We start from the raw sequence: 22,997 nt of genomic DNA on the forward strand, positions 1-22,997 counted from the left end.
TTTCGACAATCGTTCAAAAGATTCACGCACCTGTCTATTGAAAAAAAGCGTTCTCTTCCTTACAATATAGGCTGTATTGAATGCAGGAAAGGATGTTTTACAAGTGGCAAAATATACGATGGTGGACAGAGATACGTGCATTTCCTGCGGAGCGTGCGGAGCATCGGCGCCCGACATATTCGATTACGATGACGACGGGATTGCTTTTTCACTTTTAGATAAGAACAAAGGAGAACTTTCTGTACCCGATGAACTGCTCGATGATCTCGCTGACGCCTGTGAAGGGTGCCCGACCGAGTCGATCCGGGTTTCGGATCATCCGTTCACTTTGGAAAAGAGCAAAAAAGCTTAAAAAACGATTTCCATCCGTCCGTTAAAGGAAACGGTATGTGAAAAAAGTCTCAAAAGCAGCCGCGGCTGCTTTTGAGACTTTTCCATATTTTATTTGCCAGGAAAAGTTTTATCCAGCGTCTGTTTTGAATCAAAAAAGTACTCCTGAACCGATTTTTCAATAACTGTCCTTTGCTTTGTCCGCAATGCTTTGATAATCTTGCGATGTTTGTCGATCACCCATTCGACGTGATCATGCCCGTGGGAAAACACTTCTTCCGTCGTGACAAGAATGACCGCCATCACAAGATGCCGGAGGCTGTTCCAAAGATTCAGTATTCTCATATGATCGGCATTGATAATAATTGTTTCATGGAATGTCAGATCCTGATAGGCAAATTCACTTTGATTCTGATACTTAAGCGCCAGTTCCATCTGATCGACAATCTGATTCAGCGTCTGCACGAGTTTATCCAGATTCTGCTCGGGAATTCGCTGCTGGGCGAAGCTTTCAATCAGGTAGCGTACATCGTACAGTTCTTGCAGATCTTTCAAATTAAGGCCTAATACGACTGCCCCCATCCGTTCCAGATTGATCAATCGGTCGGCAGACAGTGCTTTCAGCGCATCGCGGACCGGCGAACGGCTTGTCCCAAAGTCTTTGGCGATCCTGTTTTCAGACAGTACACTGCCCGGTTTAATTTCACCGCTGACAATCTTCAGCCGAAGCACATTGGCGATGCGCTCTCCCAGAGAGGCGCCTTTCATCCATAGCGGGGGAAATTGCATGATCAGGTCTCCTATTTCAGACAGATTCAAAAGAATGTTCAGCGGGAAGCGAAACAGCTTCTGCATAAGATTTACTAGTGAAAACGATGTTTCGCCGGCCCGCATTTGAAAGTACACATTTAATCATACAGTATCCTGCACATAATGTAAGCATTTTCGTTAAAAACTTCACTTATTCTTCGGAAAAACGATTGAAAAAGATGAAGCACGGAAACATTCGGGATAAGAAGGAGAAGGGCCGGATGCCGCCCGCTTCTCCTTGAGAAAACCTGGATCTGAAAGCGCCTTTCTCCGGCAGCCGTCAAACGGCCGCTGCTTCCGTGAATGAATGCAGCTTTGCAGCAGCTGAATCGACATTAGGAAATATCTGCAGCAGGCAGTGTAAAACGGAAAGTCGTCCCTTCGCCCTTCCTGCTGTTGACGCCGATTTCGCCTCCGTGCGCTTCGACAATATGTTTCGCAATCGAAAGCCCCAGTCCGGTTCCGGACGTTCCTCTTGTCCGTGCCTTATCTTCTTTATAAAAACGTTCAAAGACAAAAGGAAGATCCTTTGCAGAAATGCCTGTGCCTGTATCCGTTACCTGGACAACGACCTGATCCCTTGAGAGGCCGACAGCGACATTAACCGCCCCGCCCTTTGGCGTATGGCGGATCGCGTTATCGATTAAGTTGGTCATCACTTGTTCAATACGGTCCGGATCGAGACTGAAACGTACGCTTTCGCTGACAGTCGACTTCACATACAGGCTGATTCCCGCTTCTTTCGCCAGGTTGCTGAATTTATTCACTGCGCGGCTGAAGAAATCGGCGAGCGGAACTTCTTTCTTATCAAGCTGAAAATGCCCGGCTTCGAGTTTGGCAAGATCCAGAAGCTCGTTGACAAGTCGTCCCATTCGTTTAGATTCATCGAGGATGATCCGGGCCATATCCTTTTTTTCCTGTTCCGTCTGAGCAATATCATCGATAATTGCTTCGCTGTACCCCTGCATCATCGAGATCGGCGTGCGCAGTTCGTGACTGACGTTCGCGACGAACCCTTTTTTCATTTGATCAATGTGGCGCTCTTCCGTCATGTCGCGCAATACGGCAACTGCCCCGCGCACCCTTTTCTGGTCGTAAAGCGGCGTCATAATCACAACCCAGAAAGATCCCTGCGTGCTGACCTCACGGATTTTCTGCCTGCCTTCTGCGGCCACTTCCCGAAATAAGCCGTCCAGAAAAGCCGGCGCCTGCGATGCGTCGGCCGGTGCGGCCTTCTGTTCGAAGTTTAATGAGCGGAGAAAGCGGCCGGCCGGCGGATTGTTCGTTAACATTCTGCCGTGATCGTCAAGCATCAGCACGCCGTCGGCCATATTATTCAGAATTCCGGACAGCTGCTCTTTCTCCTGACTGAGAGCCGTCATATTTGCCTTCAGCTTTTTCCTCATATTATTGAAAGCAACGGCCAGTTCGCCGACCTCATCGCGCGTCACGACCGGGACACTCATGTCGAAGTTCCCGAGCGCGACCTGGACAGCCGCTGTCCGCATTTTTCTAAGCGGTGCGCCGATCCGCGTTGAAAGGAAGAAAGCAAAAAAAGTCGTCAGAATAATAGCAATGCCGACGCTGATATAAATCAATTTATCCGATTGATTCATGGTGCTCTGAGCGACCCGCAGCGGCTGAAAAACGTAGACTGCCCCGCGGATTCCGGACTTCATCCGCAGCGGAACGCCGATAATCATCATCCGCTCGCTTGTTTCACGGCCGTTCACTTTAACTGTAAAGCTGCCCTGTTTGGACACAGGCCGGCCGCCGTCAAGTGCCTTTTTGAGCGAAGGATCCGATTCGAAAAAAACACGGTTCAGATTCGGAAGGCCGTCCGTTCCGGAAGAATACCAATAACTGCTGCCGGATATGACTACGCTCCCTGCCGAATAAACATCGACAATGTCCGAAATTGAAGTCCGCGCCGCTGAATTGCCGTCAGATGTCTCCATAATCTGTACAACTTTATTTCCGATTTTCTGCAATTGAAGCTCAGTCTGCATCATATTGTTATTTTCAAAGAGCTGAAGCAGAAGAATCGTTAGAAAAAGCAGGACAATGGTTACAAGCGCAATAATTGTCGCCCATAATTTGCCAATAATGCTTCGCCAGATCATCCCTCCGTCTCTGCCTCAATTTTATAACCGACGCCCCACACCGTGACAATCATGTTGGCCGCTTCCTCGGATATACGGTTGAGTTTTTCCCGCAATCGTTTGACGTGGGTATCGACGGTTCGCAAATCTCCGAAAAACTCATAATTCCAGACATCCTTAAGCAGCTGTTCCCGCGAGAAGACTTTATCGGGATTTTGCGCCAGATAGTATAAAAGTTCGTACTCCTTAGGCGTCAGATTGACCTCCTGATTGTCAACCTTTACCCGATGCGCATCGTGATCGATCATCAGGTGCGGAAAAACGATAATATTTTTTGCCGTTGTGTCCGTCTCCAGAAATTTGGTCTTCGATGAACGCCGCAGAAGAGCCTTGACTCTGAGTACGACTTCCCGGGGGCTGAAAGGCTTCACAATATAGTCATCGGAACCCACTTCGAAGCCTTGAACGCGATTGGCTTCTTCACCCTTAGCGGTGAGCATGATCACCGGTGTGGCCTTGGATTCACGCAGTTTTTCGCAAACCTCGATGCCGTCCATCCCCGGCAGCATCAGGTCAAGAATAATCAGATCATAATCTTTATCCAGGGCCAATTTCAGTGCCAGTTCACCGTCGCCGGCTTCATCAATCTGATAGCCTTCTCTTTCAAGGTACATCTTTAAAAGCTTGCGTATTCTTTCCTCATCATCAACGACCAGAATCGCCGCTTTCTTCTCTTCCATCCCATGATCCTCCCTTATTCCGTCAACCGTGCTCTCAGTCTCTATATTGCTTCAGCCGCCAAAAGTCCCTGAGTCAAAAGAGCCGTTTGCCGCATCTCTCTGATTCTGCCTGTGTATCGGACAAGCATCAAAATCAATAAGACTATGCCAGTCAAATCGCCGCCTTTTCAGCGAATCAGCGCTTGAGATATCGCTCCTGAAATCAGAAAAAATTGTGTGCCTTTCAATATGTGTCAATCCTATGTCTTATTTTAAACAATTTCATTAAAAAAAACAGCCTTCCCAAACAAATAGTTGTTTTCAATGCTTATTATTCTTTTTAAACCGGGCTGAAAAAAAGGCCCCGCCCTCCGGGAAAGATGAAAAAACAGCCGCCGGACATGTTACAGAGGCTGGCGCTTGCTATCGGCCAGATGGTACAGCATTTTAATTTCGTGCGGTTTCAGCGCCCTTCCCTCCCCGAGGTGAAGGCCGTCCAAATTCAAAAATCCGTAACGTTCCCTTTTTAACTTTCCGACTGTGATATCCAGTGCGGAAAACATCCGGCGGATCTGACGATTGCGTCCCTCATGGATTGTCAGCCGCACGGAAGCCGCTTTTTTTTCTCTGCCGTCTGCAATTTTTTCTACTTTGGCTTTTGCCGTCATACCGTCCTCAAGAAGGATGCCGGCAGCCAGAAGACGCAGTTGTTCGGCTGTTGGGACCGGACTGACTCTTGCTATGTACGTCTTGTTTATTTCAAAGCTGGGATGCATCAGCTTGTTGGCCAGCGTCCCGTCGTTTGTCAGCAGGATCGCACCGGACGTATCATAGTCCAGACGTCCGACAGGAAACAGCCGCTGCGGCACCTGTTTAAAGAAGTCAACGACCGTGGGTCTGTTCCGGTCGTCTTTAACACTTGATATAACACCTGTCGGTTTGTAAAACAGGAAATAGACGGGTTCCTCTTTATTAATGGGAACCTCGTCTAATGTAATAACATCGCCGGCCGCTACTTTTGTTCCGAGCACTGTTACGGTCTGCCCGTTGACCTTGATGCGGCCGTCTTTGATCAGCTCTTCTGCCTTTCTTCTTGATGCAGCGCCTGACTGGGCAATGACTTTCTGCAATCGTTCCATCTTTCCACCTCAGAAATATCATAACGCCGGCGGAAACTTTTCTCAAGTTTCAATCTTTATTCACTCCCGCGTTGCGAATATCGTTCACTTTCCGAAGGCGAGAGTGACAATCAGGACCGCACAGATTACGCCGACTGCATCGGCCAGCAGGCCGACTTTAAGGGCATCGCCGATCTTTTGAATGCCCACGGCGCCGAAATAAACCGTGACGACATAAAATGTCGTATCCGTACTTCCCTGCATAACCGAGGCCAGCCGCCCGATAAAAGAATCCGGCCCGTGCGTTTTAATCAGATCGCTCATCAGGCCGAGCGCTCCCGTTCCCGAAATCGGGCGCAGGATCGCCAGCGGAACGACTTCGGGCGGTATGCCGACGGCCGCGAGCAGCGGTTCAATAAAATGGATCAGGGCATCCATCGCCCCGGATGCCCGGAATACGGCGATCGCGGTCAGCATGCCGACAAGAAACGGCATGATGGAGACGGCAAGCGAAAAGCCTTCTTTTCCTCCTTCCACAAAAGCTTCGTATGAAGGAATGCGCTTATATGTCCCGTATAAGAGAATGATCCCGATAAGAGACGGGATCAGCCAGACAGAAAGTGCGGTCACGGTCGTCAATTTATTTTTTCCTCTCCTTTCGTTTGCGGCGGTAATAAAAGAAACGGTCAATCAGAATGGCCGATAGGGTCGTACACAAGGTGGCCAGCAGAGTCGGCCCGACAATATCTGTCGGGGAGGAAGACCCGTACTTGATCCGGATGGCAATGACGGTTGTCGGAACGAGGGTCAGGCCGGATGTATTCAACGCCAGCAGCGTAATCATCGACCGGCTCGGTTTCTTGCTTCCCCCGTTCAGTTTTTTCAGCTCTTCCATGGCTTTAATCCCCATCGGTGTAGCTGCATTCCCAAGTCCGAACAAATTAGCGATCGTGTTCGATAAAATATAGCCCATTGCCGGGTGATCGGCGGGCACCTCGGGGAAAAGCAGTCTCATGACCGGCTTGAATAAGCGGCTCACTTTTTCCAGCAGTCCCGATTTCTCCGCAATTTTCATTAATCCGAGCCAGAAAATAAGCACACTGATCAGGCCGATACAGATAGCTACCGCGTCTGAAGCCGATTGAAAAACGGCCTGACTGACAAGATTCATTGTCCCGTGAAACGCCGCATACGCCAGGCCCGCGATGAATAAAGCCACCCATATGATATTAATCATGGCAGTTCATTTCCCGAAACGGCCGCATTCAAAAAATCCGTGAATAGGGTCCAGAATCCCCCGCTTTTCTTTTTTTCCTGTTCGTAGAAAAGAGGAATTTCGCCAATTTCCCGGCCGTCGAGCAGAATTTTAACGCGCCCTGCCGGTGACGGAGGCACCCAATTTTTAGTCTGCAGCGGCGGCTTGATCAGGATCAGTTTTTTTGTAAAGCTTCTTTGTTCGTCTTTGGAAAGCGGAAGAAAAAGCGACCTGGAAGCATAAAGATGTCCGCGATAGAAGGGATCCGTATTAGCTCTGATTTCCCCCTTTCTCACCACTTCTGTCTGCTGATATTCAGAAAACGCCCATTCAAACAGATTTCTGTGATCCAGCCAGTCGTTGCCGTCATTGAGCGTGACCGCAATCAGATTCAGATGATTTTTTGAAGCAGTGGAAATCAGCGTGCGCCCGGCCGTTTTGGTGAATCCCGTTTTTCCGCCTGTCGAGAAAGAATATTGAGTGAGCATCTTATTTTTATTCCGCCAGACACGCATGCCCTCCTTATTGGTTGCCGCTGCCTTGTAAACTTTTGTTTGAACAATTTTTTGGAAAAGGGAGTGACTCATCGCGTACTGGGTGAGAATGGCCATATCTTCCGCTGTCGAATAATGATCGGGATTATCGAGCCCGTTCGAATTCGTAAAATGTGTATGCGTCATCCCGAGCAGCCGGGCTTTCTCATTCATCCTAAAGACAAATCCGGCCTCGCTTTGCCCCACTGCTTCGGCTATGGCTACTGCAGCATCGTTCCCGGAGCGGAGCATCAGACCGTAGACCAGATCCGCCAGCCTGATTTTTTCCCCTGGCTTAAGATAGATTGAGGACCCTTCGGTTTTGACGGCCTGGGGGCTTATCGTCACCATTCGGTTCATTTTGCCCGACTCGATGGCCAGGACGGCGGTCATTACCTTGGTTATACTGGCAATCGGAAGTTCTTCCGTACCGTTTTTCTCATATAAAATACGGCCTGATGAACGATCCATTAATACGGCTGCCTGTGCCGAGACCCCCGGTCCCGCACCGAGGGCCTGTCCGGGAAGAAAAGAAAAACAGATTGCCGTACAAAAGAAAATGCAGGCCGCTTTTTTTAACGTGACCCTCATGACACCCATCCCCTGTCCTGACGTTAATACAAACTTATGCTTGGACAGGCGGATTATGAGTATGAGTGAATCTTTTTCGTCGCGTTTTGAGAAACAGGGAATAGACAGGGGAGCAGGAAAAGAACGGGGCTGACCGCGCACGGCCCGGGCAGCGGGAGATCGATGCAGTCATAAACAAACGATCTCCCGATTTGTTTTCGAAAGGAGCGGAACGTTATAAATCTTTTATTGTTTCTTTATATTTATCGTAGAAAAGATCAAAAGCGTCAAGCTGCTCGTTCGGGTGGATCGTCTCATTCAACAGCGGCGGCAGGTCGTCGATCGTGTGCAGTCCGAAATAATCCAGAAAAACGGATGTGATTCCATAAAGAATCGCCCGTCCCGTTCCCTCGGCCCGACCGACTTCTTTAATCAGGCCCTTTGCCATCAGTGTATGGAGTGCTCTCTCCGACTTGACCCCTCGCACTTCTTCGACGGCTACCCGGGAAATGGGCTGCTTGTAAGCGATGATCGCAACCGTTTCCAGTGCAGCCTGCGAAAGCGGGGCCGTTTGGGGAATGGCCGTGAATTTTTCAGCGTATGCTGCCATAGAAGGCTTCGTCGTCATCCGGTAACCGTCCGGCAGGTCGACGATCATCAGGCCGGAAGCCTTGTTTTCCAGCCTGTCCTTTTTCAGTTTCTCAACCGTGTTTCTGATTTCTTTTTCGGAACAGTCCGGAATGACCCCTTTGATTTGATCCATCGTCAGGCCTTCTTCGCCGGTCAGATAGAGAAGGCCCTCAATAATTGAACACATCTGTTCCTGATTCAAACTGATCAGCTCCTTTTTCAAGCCCGACCACAATATCGGCAAAATTTGTTTCCTGCACACAATAGATTGCATTTTTTTTCATAAGTTCCAATAAGGCCAGAAAGGTAACGATCACGCTGGTCCGATCCGGACGGCGAAAAAAGGAATCGAAACGGATCGGGCGCCCGGCGCGCTTCAGAGCGTTGAGCATTTCGTTCATTTGATGTCCGATCGGAAGCGGCTGCCGGTTAATTTTTGTGTCAAGGGGCTCTTCCAGCCTTTTGCGGATCATCATCCGCTGAACGGCCTTCAGCATATCGTGAATCGTCGCCCGCCCGGATACGGGAATCGGCGCTGCGTCCCGGTTTGTATAACAGCTCAGATCGCTTGGAAGTTTTGAGAAAAGCTGCAGCCGTTCCGTCTCGTTTGTTCTCAGTGCCTCGGCCGCTTCCTTATAACGCCGGTAGTCGATCAGCTGCTGCATGAGCGCCTCACGGCTTTCCTCCGGATCCTCGTAGGATTCGTCCGCTTCTTCATCAGGCAGTGCAGGTTTCGGAAGCAGCATCCGGCTTTTCATAGCAACGAGCGTTGCAGCCATCACCAGATACTCGCTGGCTACATCCAGATTAAGTTTTTGCATCTGATGGATAAAATCCAGATATTGGTCGGTGATTTCCGCAACCGGAATATCGTAAATATCGATTTCCAGTCTCTTGATTAAATGCAGAAGCAAATCAAGAGGCCCCTCGAAAGCATCAATTTTCACTGTGTACTCCAAACTTCATCCCTCTGATTCATGCCTGACGGCAATATCAACGCCTAAGCGTATGTATCCGTGCATCTGCTCCCAGCCAGTGCCGCCGGGTTCGCAGGGCCCGCCGGACATGGCCTGCTTTCTTTTATTCCGGTCCGTCCGTCCGGGGGAGACTTTCCCGCCCTCCGTAAAGTCCTGCCGCATGCAATCTGAGAGAGCAGATGGCTTCCCCCTGCTGAAATGAAAAAAGAAACCCTTACTCCTTGGTTTCTTTTTCTTCTTCACGGAAGCAGTTATCAAAATAAGATTTTATTGCGGCCGACGGCATCACCTGAACATTTTCACCGAGCGCCCCGCCCAGGGCAAGAATAATCGCCTTGCCGATGCCCTGGGCCCGATACGACGGGTTGACGCTGATATGTTCGATTTCCGCCTCATGGTCGTCCTTAAAATGGATACCGATCACACCGATGATGTCGTCCCCGTCTTTCCATAAAAACAACTGCCATTTTTCGTCTTCTTCGTACTTTTTTATCGTCTGCAGAAGCGCCTTTATCTCTTTCTCCGACGGGACAAAAGACAGCAAACCCATTGCTATCTTTTCATAACTCTTTTTGTAACGAATCAGCATTTTTTGACCCCTCATTACCACGAGATAATGAATTTTGCGCACGTGAACCTTCTTCTAAAATAGATCACGCTCTATATTATAACCAAAAGCGGTGAAAAGTGCATCTATAGAATCGGGGAGCCGGTTTCACGCCGCCTGAAGATGGAATCATTGGCGCGACGAGAAGGTTCGCAGCGGTACATCGTTCCGGATCAGATCCTCATAAGTCTCTCTGCGCACGACAATGGATGCCTCTCCGTCTTCTACAAAAACGACCGCCGGATTCGGCAGCCTGTTGTAGTGGCTGGCCATCGAATATCCGTAGGCTCCGGTACAGAAAACAGCCAGAATATCGCCCATTTTGCACGATTCGGGAACAAAAGCATCCTTAATCAGGACGTCGCCGGTTTCACAGCATTTTCCGGCAATCGTTACTTTTTTTTCCGCCGGTTCATCGGCACGGTTCGCACAGATGGCTTCATAATTTGCCTGATACAGAGCCGGACGGATATTATCGGTCATTCCTCCGTCGATGGAGATGAATTCCCGGATACCCGGAATAGTTTTTGACGAACCGAGCGTGTAAAGTGTCGTTCCTGCTTCGCCGACGATCGAGCGGCCCGGCTCAATCCAGACCTCGGGTATACGGAGGGAATGGCGTGCACACTCATCCTCAATCGTGTCGGCAATCACGTCAATGAAGCGGCCGATCGGAAGCGGATGGTCCTTGCTGGTGTACTTGATTCCGAATCCGCCGCCGACATTCAGTACCTTCATGCGAAAATGCATGTGGTGTTCCCACTCGTTCATATGGCTGAAGAGTGCCCGGATGGCTCTGATAAATCCCTCCGTCTCGAAAATCTGTGAACCGATATGACAATGGAGGCCCTTCAGAATAAGATGCTCAGAATGGAGAGCCAGGAAGACGGCCCTTTCGGCCATTCCGTTGTCCAGATTAAATCCGAACTTGGTATCGTCATGCCCGGTCATAATAAATTCATGTGTATGTGCTTCAACCCCCGGTGTGATCCTGAGCAGAATCTCTATTTTCTGTCCTCTTGCGGCACACATCTGCTCAAGCATGCTCAATTCCGAAAAATTATCAACGATGACCGTGCCTATTTTGGCATCCAGGGCCCGGGCCAGCTCATCCGCCGATTTGTTATTGCCGTGAAAGTGGATACGTTCCGGCGGGAATCCCGCTTTCAGAGCGGTATAGAGTTCGCCGCCTGAAACGACATCGAGCGAAAGGCCGAAATCACCCGCGAGCTGAATCATCGCGAGCGTTGAAAAAGCCTTGCTGGCATAGGCAATCTGCCAGTTCAGGGCGCTGTGTCTGGAAAAGGCCTCCTGAAACAGCCTGATTTTCTGTTTTATCAGTGCCGTATCATAAACATAAAGCGGCGTTCCGAACTTTTCCGCAAGCCGTACGGCATCCGATCCGCCGATATAAAGATGACCGTTTTTCCCAATCGTTTGTGTCCCGTGCAAAGAAATCTCCTCCCTCCGTCATGCCGATACACATTCGCCCGATTTCCGTTTCATCGCTTCGTCGATTCAGAGGATGCCCGGGGCGATAGCACAAATAAGACCTGTATAGCGAAGTGTATACAGGCCCTGTCGTATCTGTTCGCCCGAAAAGTGCTCCACCGCTTCATCATTTATCGGCAGTGAGACCGACGGCAGCCCGGCAGCCTGCTCCTGGGAAAAAAGACGTTCCGGCAAGTTGATCTTTCCGGAATGATGTCTGCTTCCCGGGCTCCCATTCCGTACTCATTTGCCTTGCTCCTCATATCTATTGAAAGGATGATCGTGTGTGAAATTTAGTGTCAGTGTACCATGATCGGGAGATAAAGACAAGTTTTAATTCGGTTTGCTTTTCGGCGGCTGCCGATATTTATCAAGCGGACGGACAATACTGGGGCGGAGCACAGATGTCGGCATCGCCCGGCGCATCAGTATATTGTAGAGGCCGGTCGGGTTAAAGGGGATAAACGGCCATAGATAGGGTGTATTCAGATTTTTCACATGCGAAAGATAGATGATGGTTAAAGTGATTACAATCATGAAACCGGGTACATGAAAAAAAGCGACCGTCAGGATCAGCAGGATCCGGATAATTTTATTGGCCAGCTGCAGATCATAGCTCGGCGTCGCGAATCCGCCGACCGCGGAAACGGAAGTATAGAGAATCACTTCCGGTACGAAGACGCCTGCTTCGATGGCAATCTGTCCGATCAGGACGGCGGCAATCAGGCCGAGTGCCGTCGAGAGCGGCGTCGGCACATGGATCGCAGCCATCCGCAAGGTTTCGATACCGACCTCCGCAATCAGGATTTGAACGACCAGCGGAATATGAAAGTCTTTTTTGTCCGGTCCGATGAAACTCAGCTGTGACGGGAGCAAATGATCCTGCACGAGCAAAAGCCAGAGAGGCACGAGAAAAATAGAGCCGAATATAGCAATAAAACGCACCCACCGTTCAAATGCGCCCGATATGGTGACCTGCCGGTATTCTTCGGCATGCTGTATATGATGAAACAATGTGGTCGGCAGAATCATGGCACTGGGAGAAGTGTCCGTAATCATAACGATGTGGCCCTCCAGGATGTGTGCGGCCGCTACATCCGGACGTCCGGTGTAGCGTGCGAGCGGAAACGGATTCCATCCCTGTTTAAGAATAAATTCCTCCACAGCGTTGTCCGCCATCGGAATTCCGTCGATTTTGATAGACTGAAGTTCTTTTTTTATTGTTTTAATCAGGCCCGGGTTGGCCACATCCTTTAAATAGCACAGGCTCACATCGGTTTTCGACCGCAAACCGACCTGGATTAAGTCGCTGCGAAAGCGCGGATCGCGAATCCGGCGGCGGATCAGGCCGGAATTTTCAATAATATTTTCTGTAAATCCGTCTTTTGATCCGCGGACGACTTTCTCGACCTCAGGTTCTTCCGGCTGGCGTCCGGGATAATGGCGCAGATCGATGCTGAAACCGCTCGTCTCGCCGTCAACCAATACGATCATCCGTCCGGTGAGCAGCCGGTCGACCGCGTCATCGATCGTCTGTATCTCCTCGACCTGTTCGTGAACAAGATGCTGCTTAATTTCCTGAAAAACATCGGAAACGTGCTCATTACGGTTGGAGAGGCGCATAAACTCGCGCATCATAACGACTAAAATGCTCGTATCCATCAGACTGTTCGTATAATAAATCTTGCTTTCCCGCCCGAGTATCTTAATGCTGCGCTCGCCCATGTCAAAATTGGCCGGACCGAAATCAAAGATCCGATACATTGTTTGGGAATTTTCGCTGATATCGGCACTGATCGGTGTCTTTTCATCCTGCTTTTGCATAGCCTCTGACTCCCCTTTGACTTTTCGCCTATCCTCTCGGTTTGAAGAAAAGTGCGATAAGAAATCCGAACAAAATAGCCGAAGTGATACCGGAAGAGGTCAGCTTAAAAATTCCGATTGCAATTCCGAGATAACCGTGTTTATGCCCCTCCGACATCGCACCGTGCAGGAGAGAATGGCCGAAACTGGTGATCGGAACCGTCGCCCCGGCCCCGGCAAATTCAATCAGTTTATCGTAGAGACCGAATGCGTCGAGCACCGCACCGAGAACGACAAATGAGACAACAACATGAACGGGTGTGAGCTTGAAAACGTCTAAAAGCAGCTGCCCGATTACGCATATAGCACCACCGATAAGAAAAGCATAGAGAAAAATCATTCTGCTCCCACCTTTGCCGTTTCAAGAACAACCCCGTGGGCAATGCACGGAATGGTATCTTTCTGTTTCGCCGTTGCATTATTGAGAAGCGCTCCCGTAGCCACGACCAAAACCCGCTTCAGGGAGCCTTCGGCCAGTCTTTTGTACAAATAACCGTAGGTCACCACTGCGGAACAGGCGCATCCGCTTCCTCCCGCACCGACAGGCTGGTCCGGGCTGTAGATCATCAGTCCGCAATCCTGATGTACATCCGTAATATCCAGTCCCTTTTCAATCAGCAGTTCCCTCAGGATCGGAACGCCGACACTTGAAAGGTCGCCCGTCACAATCAGATCGTAATCTTCGGGCACCCGGCCTGTGTCCTGAAAATGAGCCCAGATGGTGTCCGCGGCTGCAGGGGCCATGGCCGACCCCAGATTGTTCGGATCCCCGATTCCCCAGTCAATGACTCTGCCGATTGTCGCCTCGCTCACCCGGACTTTACCCGGTTCTTTTGTCACGATTGTCGCACCCGCTCCGGTCACCGTGAACGTTTGGGTTAAATTGGAAGGCCCTCCGTATTCTGTCGGATTTCGGAATTGGCGCTCGGCCGTCGCATTATGACTGCTGACCGCGCAGAGGACATTGTCCGCAAACCCGCTGTCGACCAGCTGTGCCCCGGCCGCCAGCGTTTCCATTGACGTTGAGCAGGCTCCGAACATGCCGAAAAAAGGAACCCGGTTTTCCCGTGCAATAAAATTGGAAGTCACCGTCTGGTCCATAAGATCTCCTGCCAGAAACAAATCCATGTCCCCTTCTATTTTTCCCGCTTTGGCAAGACAGTAAGAGATCGCCCGCCGCATCAAAGTTTTCTCTGCTTCGATCCAATCCTTTTCTCCGCAGTTCAGCGATTCATAGGCTTTGTCAAAATTTCCCGAAAGCGGACCGCGCGACTCGAGCGGTCCGACCGTTGTTCCGGTTGCGGCAAGAAAAATCGGGTGATCAAACCGCCATGTTTGTTTTCTCAGCTTGCTCACTGGCGTTTCCTCCTCTCTAGAAAATCTGCTCAATAAATAGACGGATGATGCCGAGGACGGCTGCAGAAACGACTCCGAAGACGATCACGGCCCCGGCCAGCGAAAATAAATTGGTTGCGATGCCGAGGACGATCCCTTCATTTTTGTGTTCCAGAGCCGCACTGGTTATCGAATTGGCAAATCCGGTAACCGGAACGATTGAACCCGCTCCGGCAAATCGGGCAATTTTATCATAGAAGCCGAATCCGGTCATTAATGCCGAAATAAGAATCAGTGTTGCGGCGGTCGGATCGCCTGCCGATTGTTTTGTAAAATGAAAAAAGTAGATATAGCCGGTCTGGATACACTGGCCGGCGAGACAAATCAGGCCCCCGACGAAAAAGGCTTTCAGGCAGTTCATGAAATACGGAACTCTCGGTTGAAAGGGTTTAATATTCTTGCTGTAATTTTTCGGGTCATTTAGCATCGTGATCAAGCTCCCTTCTGAAATTTTATTATCTGCCGGATGGTGAAAAATATGCAGGCCTCCGATTCACAGTCAGGCGAACCGTTGCCTTTTTTAATCCGGTACCGTTCAAAAAAAATGATCCGGCTCTGCGGAAAGAGCGGATCATTTTTTTTGAAGGCTATTCAGCCATCTGGCTTTTAATTTCTTCCAGTATTTTTTTTTCAAGCCGGGAAACCTGAACCTGGGAAATTCCCAGACGTGAGGCGACTTCGGTCTGTGTCTGGTCTTTATAATAACGAAGATAGACAATCAGCTTTTCCCGTTCATCAAGATGCTCCACAGCTTCCCGGACGACCATCTTATCAAACCATTTGCCGCTTTCCCCATCTGAAATCTGGTCCAGGATTGTGATCGGATCGCCGTCATTTTCAAAGACCGTTTCATGAATGGATGACGGTGCCCGGATCGCCTCCTGAGAAAGCACAATATCTTCAGGAGATAGATCGAGCGCATCGGAGAGCTCGCCGATCGTTGGATTACGTCCGAGCTTCTTCGACAGCTCATCGCGTTTCTTCCTGACTCTGATCCCGGTTTCCTTTAATGAACGGCTGACCTTGACCGCACCGTCGTCCCTGATGAAACGCTGAATTTCCCCGATAATCATCGGTACGGCGTACGTCGAGAATTTGACATCAAAAGAAAGATCGAATTTGTCAACCGACTTCAGCAGCCCGATACAGCCGATCTGAAACAGATCGTCCGGTTCATAGCCCCGGTTGATAAACCGCTGAACGACCGACCAGACGAGTCTCATATTCTTCTTCACCAGCTGATCGCGTGCTTCATGATCTCCTGACTGACTGCGCTTAATCAGTGCCTTGACTTCTCCGTCGTCCAGCAGCGGTTCCTTGGCTCCGATTTTCCGATCAAGCTCCATACACATATCTCCCTACTTGCAGACCGCTCTGTTATGAATCATTTCCTTTGTCATGATCACGGTCGTTCCTTTGCCTTCCTCTGTTTCCACCGTCACATGATCCATGAAATTTTCCATAATCGTAAAGCCCATTCCCGATCGTTCCAGTTCCGGTTTCGTCGTAAAGAGCGGCTGCTTCGCCTGCTCAACATCTTTTATCCCGACTCCGTCATCATGAACGCTTAAACTGACGGTTCCGTCTTCAAGCGAAACCGTGATTCTGACCCGGCCTTTTCCGCTGTTTTCATAGCCGTGAATGATGCAATTTGTAACGGCTTCGGATACAACCGTCTTTATTTCCGTCAGCTCGTCCAAGGTCGGATCAAGCTGAGCTACGAAAGCCGCCACCGCGACACGGGCAAACGATTCATTTTCGCTGACTGCCGAAAAAGAAAGCGACATCTCATTTTTCATTCAGGCCACCCCCAGAGTGTGCAGGGCATATTCTTCATCCGCTTCAAAACGGATGATTTTAAACATTCCGCTCAGCTCAAACAGCCGGCGGACGGACGGCGATATCGAGCAGACAACCATTTCGCCGCCAAGGCCGACAATCTTCTTGTAGCGGCCAAGAATTACACCAAGGCCCGAACTGTCCATAAATGTCAGATTTCCAAGATTCAGCAGAATATGATGAACCATTTCTTCTTCCATCACCGCATTAACTTTTTCCCGCAGTTCATCCGCTGTATGATGATCCAGTTCCCCGGCGAGCCGGATGCAAAGCACGCCGTTTTTCACTTCCAAATCGATTTGCAGACTCAATCTGACTCTCTCCTCTCCCGGTTAAAGCCTTTTTTAAGCGTCGGCTCCTTCGCTGTTTCAGGATAAAGGGGCGGATATGCCGACAGGCCGCAGATATCAACCTGCCGTGAATCCGTCTTGTATGTGTTCTTTTCGCCGCCCTTTTCCTGTGTTCCTGCCTGCCGACAGAACTAGTGCTTAATCAGCAAATCTCGCGTTTTTGCTTAATGGGTCAGGATCGATCCGGCGCTTCGCTTAAAAAGCTGCCACCAGGACGCCCGTTTAATATTTTCATTCACGACCAAAGGCGTCCGCGAAATAACCTGATGATTCTTGCTGATCGTGTAATAGCCGACAACGGTTCCCGCCTTGATTGGTGCCTGAAGCGAGTGCGGTATGTCGACCTTTTTCTGAAGCCCGTTCGCGTCCTCCCCTTTCTTCAGGAGCAGGACGGCAGGATTTCCGGTAACAACGGGGACTTGCCCGCGACTCCCCTTGTTCACTTTAGCTGAAGCGACCGTCGCGTTTTTCCCAAGGATCTGCTTGGTCGTGTAATTGGCAAAAGCTTCGTCCATCAGCGCCGCTACTTCCTTATTTCTTTCTTTTGGAGAAGGGGCGCCCATGACAACGGCAATCACCCTCATACTGCCCCGTTTTGCCGTCGCCGTCAGGCAGTATTTGGCCTCATTCGTAAAACCTGTTTTCAATCCGTCCGCGCCCGGGTAAGTTTTGATCAGTTTATTGGTGTTGACCAGCCAGAACTTCTTATCTGTGTTCTGGCGCAAGTAGTCCTCATATTTGGAGGTATAGTTAAAAACCTGATCATATCGGGCAAGTTCGCGGGCCATGACGGCCATATCGTGTGCGCTCGAGTAATGGTCCTGTACAGGAAGGCCCGTCGGATTCTGGAATTTCGTGTGTGTTAATCCAAGTGATTTCGCTTCCTGATTCATTTGCTGTACAAACGCTTTCTCAGATCCGGCGATATATTCAGCCATAGCCATCGATGCATCGTTCCCGGAGGCAATGGCGATCGCTTTGAGCATCTCGTTGACAGTCATGGTCTCCCCCGGTTCAAGAAAAACCTGCGAGCCTCCCATCGACGCGGCATGCTCGCTGACCGTTACCTTATCATTCAGCGAAATCTGATGCCGGCTCAGCGCCTTAAAAATTAGTAAAAGCGTCATTATTTTCGTCATGCTTGCAGGCGGCAGTTCCTTGTCTGCGTTCATCTGATAGAGCACTTTCCCCGTTCCCTCTTCGATGACGATGGCCGACTTCACCTGCTGCGCCTTCCCGGCCGGTGTGCCGGCCGTCTGCGCGGAAGCTGCCGCCGCCGGCACAAGTGTCGCGAAAAGCAGCAGCGTACAGAGCAGAAATGCTGAAAAAGCCTTCATGATTCTACCTCCTCCTATAATCTTCTCTATTTTTTCCAGAATCGGATCTTTTATACTGAATAAAGGCGAGAAAAAAAGATCCCGCCGAAGCAGGATCTTAACCTGATGAAGAATGCCCAAAGGAATCGTACGGCGGAGGAGAACTGTCCTTTACACAAGAAAAACCGGAGAAAAATTTTCTTGCAAATTTCTCTCCGGTTCTTGAATTTTAAAAGGCTTTTAGGAGAGCCTCCTCTGTCCTTTCCATACCGAAAACAGCTGCTCCTCTTTTTTATAAGAATCATAGTGTCTTAAAGCTGCTCTGCCCCACAGTTGCCGGCGCCTTTTAAAGTTCTGATTATTCACGCTTATTGATTCTTCAGCCGCTGCTGTCGATATTCTGCGTTTCATTGTTGATTCTTGGACTCTAACTGTTGATATTGGGCTGTTTGCTGACAATATAGCGGCGGGTTACGGATGATCGTGGCAGCTGACCGGCGGTTTTCCAGCGGGGTATACCCGGCGATTTTGTCTGGATGCCGATGAATTTAAAAAGCGGGCATTTCCGCGATTTAACGCCTCTCCGACCACGATATCACCCTTCAGAGAAGTCTATCGCTGCCCGCACCGACAAAAGAATAGATATCTGCCTCTCATCAGATGAGCGGATGAAGGCCTCGCACTCGCGGCCGGCCGAATACAGGAACCAAAGAAATATTCATTTTTTTAAAACAGCTTATTTAAAAATCTTCAGCAGGTGCCGATCGTCCGTATAATCTCTTTAATCAATCCTGTGAAATTTTCTTTCACCCGACGGGCCGTATCCATCACTTCTGTATGGGAAAGCGGCCGGTTGAGAATGCCGCTCGCCATATTCGTGATACATGAAATACCGAGGACTTTAAGGCCGGCATGGTTTGCCTCAATGACTTCAGGTACGGTCGACATGCCGACGGCGTCGGCACCGAGAGCGCGCATCATCCGGATTTCTGCCGGAGTCTCATATTGCGGACCGGGAGTTGCCAGATAGACGCCCTCCCTGATATTGATACCGATTGAAGAAGCCGCCTTCTTTCCCAGATCAATCAGAGCGGCCTGATAAGCCGCGGACATATTCGGAAAACGCGGGCCTGTCTTCTCATCGTTCGCTCCGATCAGCGGGCTTCCGCCGAGCATATTGATATGATCGCGGATCAGCATCAGATCGCCGGGGCGAAAGTCCGTGTTGATTCCGCCGGCGGCATTGGTCACAATCAGATACTCAATTCCGAGCGCCTTCATCACACGGACAGGAAAAGAAACTTGTTTCAGCGAATAGCCTTCATAGTAATGATAACGTCCCTGCATCGCAATGACATTTTGATCTTCCAATCGGCCGATCACAAATTGTCCTTTGTGGCCCTCAACCGTCGGCTTTGGGAAGTGGGGCAGCGATTGATAAGGAATCCGGTCGGCGCCGGCGATAGCCGCCGCAAGATCGCCGAGCCCCGAACCGAGAATCAGTCCGATCTTCGGATTCTTCCGGGTCTTTGCCCGCATGCATTCAATGACTTCTTCGACCTGCTCCATCTTCATCTCTCCACTCTAATTGGCGATCCTTTTTTCCGCTGCGTCAGGCACGGGGATGGCAGCGGGCATAAACATCTTTCAGACGCTCTTTCGCGGGGCGCGGGTATCTTTGTGAAGCCAGCTTGTCCGTGCGTCCCATCAGCTCTTCAACCGATTCGGGATCGGCTCCGTTTTCAAGCAGATGCGCTTCCAGTGAATGCCGGAGCGTTTCCGGGGACAGCGATGCCCCGATACCCGTTTCCTGTGCATATCGCTTGAGAATCTTCCAGAAGCCCTGCCTCGTAATCCGCCGTCCCTGATGATTGAGAAAAAGCGCTTGCCTATCCGAGCAGCGATCCGTTTTTTCCCGAACCTCGGTTATGTATAATTGCACCGCCTGCCGGGCCTTGCTGCCGAGAGGAATGACACGCTCGCTGCCTTTTCCGGCGCTGCAGCGGACAAATCCCATCATCAGGTTCAGATCATTAAGGTCCAGCAGGACAAGTTCGCTCACACGCATACCGGTCGCATACAATAATTCCAGCATCGCGCGGTCGCGGCGGCCCGCATCACTTCCTTTATCGGGTGCATCGAGCAGTGTCTCAATTTCGCCGATCGACAGGATGCTGGGATATTTCGGTTCGACCCGCGGTACCTCGATTGCATAGGACGGATCGCGGTCTGTCTGGTGTTTTCTCAGCAGAAAGCGGTGAAAACCGCGGACTGCGGCTGCCTTACGGGCCAGCGTCGCCGGAGCGCTTCCTTTGTCTCTCAGCCAGTACAGGTACTTCATCACGTGAATCTCCGTCACTTGCGTCCAGAAACGGCACCCGGCTTCGGTTTTCAGAAAATCGATATATTGGATAAGGTCTCTTCGGTAGGCATCCAGAGTGTTCATTGAAAGACCGCGTTCGCGCTTCAGCCCATTCAGAAAATCATTCAGCTGTTCCTGCATGCTTCTCATTCTCCGTCCTGCAAAAATTCACGGATCCGCATCCAAAAATCCCGGGCACTGTCTTCAAGCATGCCGGCCGGCTGTTGGCCGGCACTGACTTTGACCGCGTCGTTCCCGCGTTCATCATATCGATGAAAATTGGCCTGCTGCCGGTCCACCCAGGCCAGTCCCAAATAAAAGAAGACCGTCAGCGCGATGAAAACAATTAACATTTTCCAGACCCGCAGAGTGATTTGCAGATACTCCTTCATTGCCCCGTTCATCCTCATTGATCAGGCATATCCCGTAAAATCAGGATTTACTTATGGATATGCCTGAAGCTCCCGCAAATATTCCGGAGAGAGCTGCTTTTTTCAATGATAGAATCAGATTGAATAGCCAGCACCGTGACCGTTGTTTCCGGATGCATTCGGGAACAAGCAGGCCGGACAAATGAAAAAACAGCCTGCCCTTTCCTCTTCAGACTGTTTTACCCGGCGGATTTTTGATACAAATTCCGCTGCCTTTGATTGATATTATACTTTTTCCACTTCATGTTCTTGTTCATTTTCACGGGCCTGGTTCTCTGCTTCATGTTTTTCCAGGCAGCGGTGGCAGATACCGTGAAAAGTCAGACGGTGATCTTTTACTTTAAAATGCCATCTGCGCTCTACCAGTTTTTCCACATCGCCGAGAAGATCTTCCTGTATCTCGTCCACTGCACCGCATTCGATGCAGACGAGATGATGATGAAAATGGTTGGCCCCCTCCTGACGCAGGTCATAACGCGAGACGCCGTCTCCAAAGTTGATCTTGTCAACGACTTTTAGTTCGGTTAACAGTTCAAGTGTCCGGTAAACGGTAGCCAGACCGATTTCCGGCGCCTTTTCTTTCACGAGGAGGTAGACATCTTCCGCACTGAGATGATCTTGTTCGTTTTCAAGCAAAACTCTGACTGTTGCTTCGCGCTGAGGAGTCAACTTATACTTCTGCGCATGAAGCTGTTTCTTGATTCGATTGATCCGACCTTCCACGCAAATCCCCCCTCGTCTGATCTCAGAGAAATTATAATCCTTATCAATTGCGCTGTCAATTTTAAATAAAATAATTTTTAAATTGAAATCATTTTATTTTGAGAAAAGCATATTCGTCGATAAATCGCCATGAAATGAAGCCTTATTATCATTTAACCAATTCTCACATCTTATACCGCAAATAATTACGGGACAAAAAGGCGAATCAGAGCGGGTGAAATGTACGCTTCATACCCGGACGCCGCAGCCAGGACAACGACCGAGCCGGCGAACATGATCCCATAGCCGATCAGCTGGTGGAAAATCGGATCACGGTTGTTTTTCACGATCAGCCGACGGACGATCTTCAGAGAAAAGGCGACAGAAATAACTGCGAGAAACAGATAATTAGGCATGATCAGCAGATTCTGAGGAAAAACACTCACCATTGAGGCAAGAAAACCGTGAAGGCCCAATTGGCTGACGAGAAACCCGACCGTAAAACCAAGTATCATGCCCTTAACAAAAACAAGCAGAAAAATAATCGGAAGCCCGATGACCGAAAGCCCCAAAAGAAAGATCAACCCCACATACTGCAGGCCGTTAAGCAGGCTCTCTTTAAACAGACGACCCGGGTCTGCAATCTGCCCGCGCGACAGTTCTCCGAAAAACTGCTGAAGATAATGGAGCAGATCGCTTTTTGAGCCATAGGAGAGACTGTTTACGACAATTGCCCCGAATATAATGCCCATCAGAAATAATCCAGTAACAAATGTGTAAAGCGATAAGTATTCTTTGACGTGCCGAAAAACGATTTTTTTAATTCTCTGCCCGACCATTTCGGAACCTCCCGCCGGATTCTCTCAAATAGAAACGATAATCTATTCTATGATTTTTCGGGAAAGCTATGCCCGGGGGAAAGAGAATTTACACAGCCGATGTCAGCGCGTTATTTTTTCGCGGCCTTCAGCTGCAAGTATTGGACGGCATAAACCGTTTTCGCATCGGCAATCCGGTGATCGCGCACCATTTGAACGGCTTCGTCCAGGCCGACTGCATAGACTTCAAGAAACTCGTCATCATCAAGGTGCTGGCTCCCATCTGTCAGCGTATCGGTAAAATAGATGTTCAGCAATTCATCGGAAAAACCGGGCGAAGAGTAAAATGAAGCAACCTGTTCCATCCGCCTGCATCGATGCCCCGTTTCTTCTTCCAGTTCGCGTATCGCTGAATCATTCGGATGTTCTCCCGGTTCCAGTTTTCCCGCCGGAATTTCATAGATAATCTTGTCGAGAGGATAGCGATACTGCCTGACGAGGAGCATCTCTCCCTGTTCATTGACCGCGATAATCGCCACGGCACCGGGATGTCTGACCACCTCTCTGGTGGCCTCATTGCCGTTCGGAAGGCCGACTTTGTCAACCAGAAGGTGAACGATCTTTCCTTTAAAAATTTCCGTTGATCCTTTTTTCTTTTCCGTTAATCGATCCATTGCACTGGCACGCCCTTCTTTTTTTACTATTAACTAAAACTTGAAACACCAAAAACAGTGTTTAAGCCTTATCCGATAAGGGGGTAACACAAAAAATAAAAGCAT

At 49.8% G+C, this 22,997-nt stretch carries 26 protein-coding genes and 1 riboswitch; of the genes, 1 reads left to right on the forward strand and 25 read right to left on the reverse strand.

Annotation, left to right across the window (positions count from 1 at the left end):
• Positions 1-103: 103 nt before the first annotated feature.
• Positions 104-352: a ferredoxin gene (locus tag Q6A92_RS10760; protein ID WP_274399361.1), complete on the forward strand. Its 249-nt coding sequence runs from the start codon at positions 104-106 to the stop codon at positions 350-352.
• Between the two features lie 89 nt (positions 353-441).
• On the opposite strand, the gene Q6A92_RS10765 is transcribed toward Q6A92_RS10760, so the two are convergent.
• The 25 genes from Q6A92_RS10765 to Q6A92_RS10885 form a co-directional block, all read right to left on the reverse strand.
• A complete protein-coding gene (locus tag Q6A92_RS10765; RefSeq protein WP_274399359.1) occupies positions 442-1,119 on the reverse strand; it encodes a GntR family transcriptional regulator in 678 nt (225 codons plus the stop codon).
• Positions 1,120-1,475: 356 nt separating this feature from the next.
• Positions 1,476-3,263, reverse strand: coding sequence for an ATP-binding protein (locus tag Q6A92_RS10770; protein ID WP_332238142.1), 1,788 nt, complete (start codon positions 3,261-3,263; stop codon positions 1,476-1,478).
• Positions 3,260-3,982 carry a response regulator transcription factor gene (locus Q6A92_RS10775; protein WP_274399357.1) on the reverse strand — a complete coding sequence of 241 codons (723 nt, stop codon included), beginning with the start codon at positions 3,980-3,982 and terminating at the stop codon, positions 3,260-3,262. Before Q6A92_RS10775 ends, Q6A92_RS10770 begins: the two co-directional genes overlap by 4 nt.
• Positions 3,983-4,365: 383 nt before the next feature.
• Positions 4,366-5,100 (reverse strand): pseudouridine synthase, encoded by a 735-nt coding sequence (locus Q6A92_RS10780; protein WP_332238144.1) that lies wholly within the window; start codon positions 5,098-5,100, stop codon positions 4,366-4,368.
• Between the two features lie 84 nt (positions 5,101-5,184).
• Positions 5,185-5,718, reverse strand: coding sequence for a spore maturation protein (locus Q6A92_RS10785; protein WP_332238145.1), 534 nt, complete (start codon positions 5,716-5,718; stop codon positions 5,185-5,187).
• A gap of 1 nt (position 5,719) precedes the next feature.
• Positions 5,720-6,316: a nucleoside recognition domain-containing protein gene (locus Q6A92_RS10790; RefSeq protein WP_274399354.1), complete on the reverse strand. Its 597-nt coding sequence runs from the start codon at positions 6,314-6,316 to the stop codon at positions 5,720-5,722.
• Positions 6,313-7,458: a D-alanyl-D-alanine carboxypeptidase family protein gene (locus tag Q6A92_RS10795; protein ID WP_332238147.1), complete on the reverse strand. Its 1,146-nt coding sequence runs from the start codon at positions 7,456-7,458 to the stop codon at positions 6,313-6,315. Before Q6A92_RS10795 ends, Q6A92_RS10790 begins: the two co-directional genes overlap by 4 nt.
• Positions 7,459-7,672: 214 nt before the next feature.
• Positions 7,673-8,269, reverse strand: a complete 597-nt coding sequence (scpB, locus tag Q6A92_RS10800) for an SMC-Scp complex subunit ScpB (protein ID WP_274399351.1) — start codon at positions 8,267-8,269, stop codon at positions 7,673-7,675.
• Positions 8,238-9,026, reverse strand: coding sequence for a segregation/condensation protein A (locus Q6A92_RS10805; RefSeq protein WP_274399350.1), 789 nt, complete (start codon positions 9,024-9,026; stop codon positions 8,238-8,240). The genes scpB and Q6A92_RS10805 overlap by 32 nt, the downstream gene beginning before the upstream one ends.
• A gap of 232 nt (positions 9,027-9,258) precedes the next feature.
• Positions 9,259-9,633, reverse strand: coding sequence for a GNAT family N-acetyltransferase (locus Q6A92_RS10810; RefSeq protein ID WP_274399349.1), 375 nt, complete (start codon positions 9,631-9,633; stop codon positions 9,259-9,261).
• 147 nt (positions 9,634-9,780) lie between these two features.
• A complete protein-coding gene (gene lysA, locus Q6A92_RS10815; RefSeq protein WP_332238159.1) occupies positions 9,781-11,109 on the reverse strand; it encodes a diaminopimelate decarboxylase in 1,329 nt (442 codons plus the stop codon).
• Between the two features lie 134 nt (positions 11,110-11,243).
• Positions 11,244-11,413: riboswitch (Lysine riboswitch) on the reverse strand.
• A gap of 62 nt (positions 11,414-11,475) precedes the next feature.
• Positions 11,476-12,966, reverse strand: a complete 1,491-nt coding sequence (locus tag Q6A92_RS10820; RefSeq protein WP_332238148.1) for a spore germination protein — start codon at positions 12,964-12,966, stop codon at positions 11,476-11,478.
• Between the two features lie 28 nt (positions 12,967-12,994).
• On the reverse strand, positions 12,995-13,345 hold the full coding sequence (spoVAE, locus tag Q6A92_RS10825) for a stage V sporulation protein AE (RefSeq protein ID WP_274399347.1): 351 nt from the start codon (positions 13,343-13,345) through the stop codon (positions 12,995-12,997).
• Positions 13,342-14,361, reverse strand: a complete 1,020-nt coding sequence (spoVAD, locus tag Q6A92_RS10830; RefSeq protein WP_332238150.1) for a stage V sporulation protein AD — start codon at positions 14,359-14,361, stop codon at positions 13,342-13,344. The genes spoVAE and spoVAD overlap by 4 nt, the downstream gene beginning before the upstream one ends.
• Before the next feature lie 16 nt (positions 14,362-14,377).
• Complete coding sequence (gene spoVAC / locus Q6A92_RS10835; protein ID WP_274399345.1) at positions 14,378-14,827, reverse strand: stage V sporulation protein AC; 450 nt, start codon at positions 14,825-14,827, stop codon at positions 14,378-14,380.
• Between the two features lie 160 nt (positions 14,828-14,987).
• Complete coding sequence (gene sigF, locus Q6A92_RS10840; protein ID WP_274399344.1) at positions 14,988-15,746, reverse strand: RNA polymerase sporulation sigma factor SigF; 759 nt, start codon at positions 15,744-15,746, stop codon at positions 14,988-14,990.
• A gap of 12 nt (positions 15,747-15,758) precedes the next feature.
• The gene (gene spoIIAB, locus Q6A92_RS10845) at positions 15,759-16,199 is read right to left on the reverse strand and encodes an anti-sigma F factor (RefSeq protein WP_274399342.1); all 441 of its coding nucleotides are present in this window, start codon (positions 16,197-16,199) and stop codon (positions 15,759-15,761) included.
• Positions 16,200-16,550, reverse strand: a complete 351-nt coding sequence (gene spoIIAA / locus Q6A92_RS10850) for an anti-sigma F factor antagonist (protein WP_274399341.1) — start codon at positions 16,548-16,550, stop codon at positions 16,200-16,202. It abuts the gene before it with no gap.
• A 203-nt stretch (positions 16,551-16,753) separates the two neighbouring features.
• Positions 16,754-17,926 carry a D-alanyl-D-alanine carboxypeptidase family protein gene (locus Q6A92_RS10855; RefSeq protein WP_332238151.1) on the reverse strand — a complete coding sequence of 391 codons (1,173 nt, stop codon included), beginning with the start codon at positions 17,924-17,926 and terminating at the stop codon, positions 16,754-16,756.
• A 729-nt stretch (positions 17,927-18,655) separates the two neighbouring features.
• Positions 18,656-19,480 carry a purine-nucleoside phosphorylase gene (locus tag Q6A92_RS10860; protein WP_332238152.1) on the reverse strand — a complete coding sequence of 275 codons (825 nt, stop codon included), beginning with the start codon at positions 19,478-19,480 and terminating at the stop codon, positions 18,656-18,658.
• A 37-nt stretch (positions 19,481-19,517) separates the two neighbouring features.
• Positions 19,518-20,417: a tyrosine recombinase gene (locus Q6A92_RS10865; protein ID WP_332238153.1), complete on the reverse strand. Its 900-nt coding sequence runs from the start codon at positions 20,415-20,417 to the stop codon at positions 19,518-19,520.
• A complete protein-coding gene (locus Q6A92_RS10870) occupies positions 20,414-20,659 on the reverse strand; it encodes a DUF4227 family protein (RefSeq protein WP_274399338.1) in 246 nt (81 codons plus the stop codon). The genes Q6A92_RS10865 and Q6A92_RS10870 overlap by 4 nt, the downstream gene beginning before the upstream one ends.
• 264 nt (positions 20,660-20,923) lie before the next feature.
• Entirely contained in the window at positions 20,924-21,421 is a 498-nt protein-coding gene (fur, locus tag Q6A92_RS10875) for a ferric iron uptake transcriptional regulator (RefSeq protein ID WP_274399336.1), read from the reverse strand.
• 185 nt (positions 21,422-21,606) lie between these two features.
• Positions 21,607-22,239 (reverse strand): stage II sporulation protein M, encoded by a 633-nt coding sequence (gene spoIIM / locus Q6A92_RS10880; RefSeq protein WP_274399333.1) that lies wholly within the window; start codon positions 22,237-22,239, stop codon positions 21,607-21,609.
• 110 nt (positions 22,240-22,349) lie between these two features.
• Entirely contained in the window at positions 22,350-22,892 is a 543-nt protein-coding gene (locus Q6A92_RS10885; protein WP_274399332.1) for an NUDIX hydrolase, read from the reverse strand.
• Positions 22,893-22,997 lie beyond the last annotated feature (105 nt).

Source organism: Sporolactobacillus sp. KGMB 08714, from assembly GCF_036598985.1.
In the GTDB taxonomy this organism is placed as follows: Bacteria; Bacillota; Bacilli; order Bacillales; family Sporolactobacillaceae; genus Sporolactobacillus.

Bases quoted from the DNA above. Each gene is read 5' to 3' on its own strand.
- Q6A92_RS10765 (WP_274399359.1), bottom strand. From the start codon at position 1,119: ATGCAATTTCCCCCGCTATGGATGAAAGGCGCCTCTCTGGGAGAGCGC.
- Q6A92_RS10770 (WP_332238142.1), bottom strand. From the start codon at position 3,263: ATGATCTGGCGAAGCATTATTGGCAAATTATGGGCGACAATTATTGCG.
- Q6A92_RS10775 (WP_274399357.1), bottom strand. From the start codon at position 3,982: ATGGAAGAGAAGAAAGCGGCGATTCTGGTCGTTGATGATGAGGAAAGA.
- Q6A92_RS10780 (WP_332238144.1), bottom strand. From the start codon at position 5,100: ATGGAACGATTGCAGAAAGTCATTGCCCAGTCAGGCGCTGCATCAAGA.
- Q6A92_RS10790 (WP_274399354.1), bottom strand. From the start codon at position 6,316: ATGATTAATATCATATGGGTGGCTTTATTCATCGCGGGCCTGGCGTAT.
- Q6A92_RS10795 (WP_332238147.1), bottom strand. From the start codon at position 7,458: ATGAGGGTCACGTTAAAAAAAGCGGCCTGCATTTTCTTTTGTACGGCA.
- Q6A92_RS10810 (WP_274399349.1), bottom strand. From the start codon at position 9,633: ATGCTGATTCGTTACAAAAAGAGTTATGAAAAGATAGCAATGGGTTTG.
- Q6A92_RS10820 (WP_332238148.1), bottom strand. From the start codon at position 12,966: ATGCAAAAGCAGGATGAAAAGACACCGATCAGTGCCGATATCAGCGAA.
- spoVAE (WP_274399347.1), bottom strand. From the start codon at position 13,345: ATGATTTTTCTCTATGCTTTTCTTATCGGTGGTGCTATATGCGTAATC.
- spoVAC (WP_274399345.1), bottom strand. From the start codon at position 14,827: ATGCTAAATGACCCGAAAAATTACAGCAAGAATATTAAACCCTTTCAA.
- sigF (WP_274399344.1), bottom strand. From the start codon at position 15,746: ATGGAGCTTGATCGGAAAATCGGAGCCAAGGAACCGCTGCTGGACGAC.
- spoIIAB (WP_274399342.1), bottom strand. From the start codon at position 16,199: ATGAAAAATGAGATGTCGCTTTCTTTTTCGGCAGTCAGCGAAAATGAA.
- Q6A92_RS10855 (WP_332238151.1), bottom strand. From the start codon at position 17,926: ATGAAGGCTTTTTCAGCATTTCTGCTCTGTACGCTGCTGCTTTTCGCG.
- Q6A92_RS10860 (WP_332238152.1), bottom strand. From the start codon at position 19,480: ATGAAGATGGAGCAGGTCGAAGAAGTCATTGAATGCATGCGGGCAAAG.
- Q6A92_RS10865 (WP_332238153.1), bottom strand. From the start codon at position 20,417: ATGAGAAGCATGCAGGAACAGCTGAATGATTTTCTGAATGGGCTGAAG.
- Q6A92_RS10870 (WP_274399338.1), bottom strand. From the start codon at position 20,659: ATGAAGGAGTATCTGCAAATCACTCTGCGGGTCTGGAAAATGTTAATT.
- spoIIM (WP_274399333.1), bottom strand. From the start codon at position 22,239: ATGGTCGGGCAGAGAATTAAAAAAATCGTTTTTCGGCACGTCAAAGAA.
- Q6A92_RS10885 (WP_274399332.1), bottom strand. From the start codon at position 22,892: ATGGATCGATTAACGGAAAAGAAAAAAGGATCAACGGAAATTTTTAAA.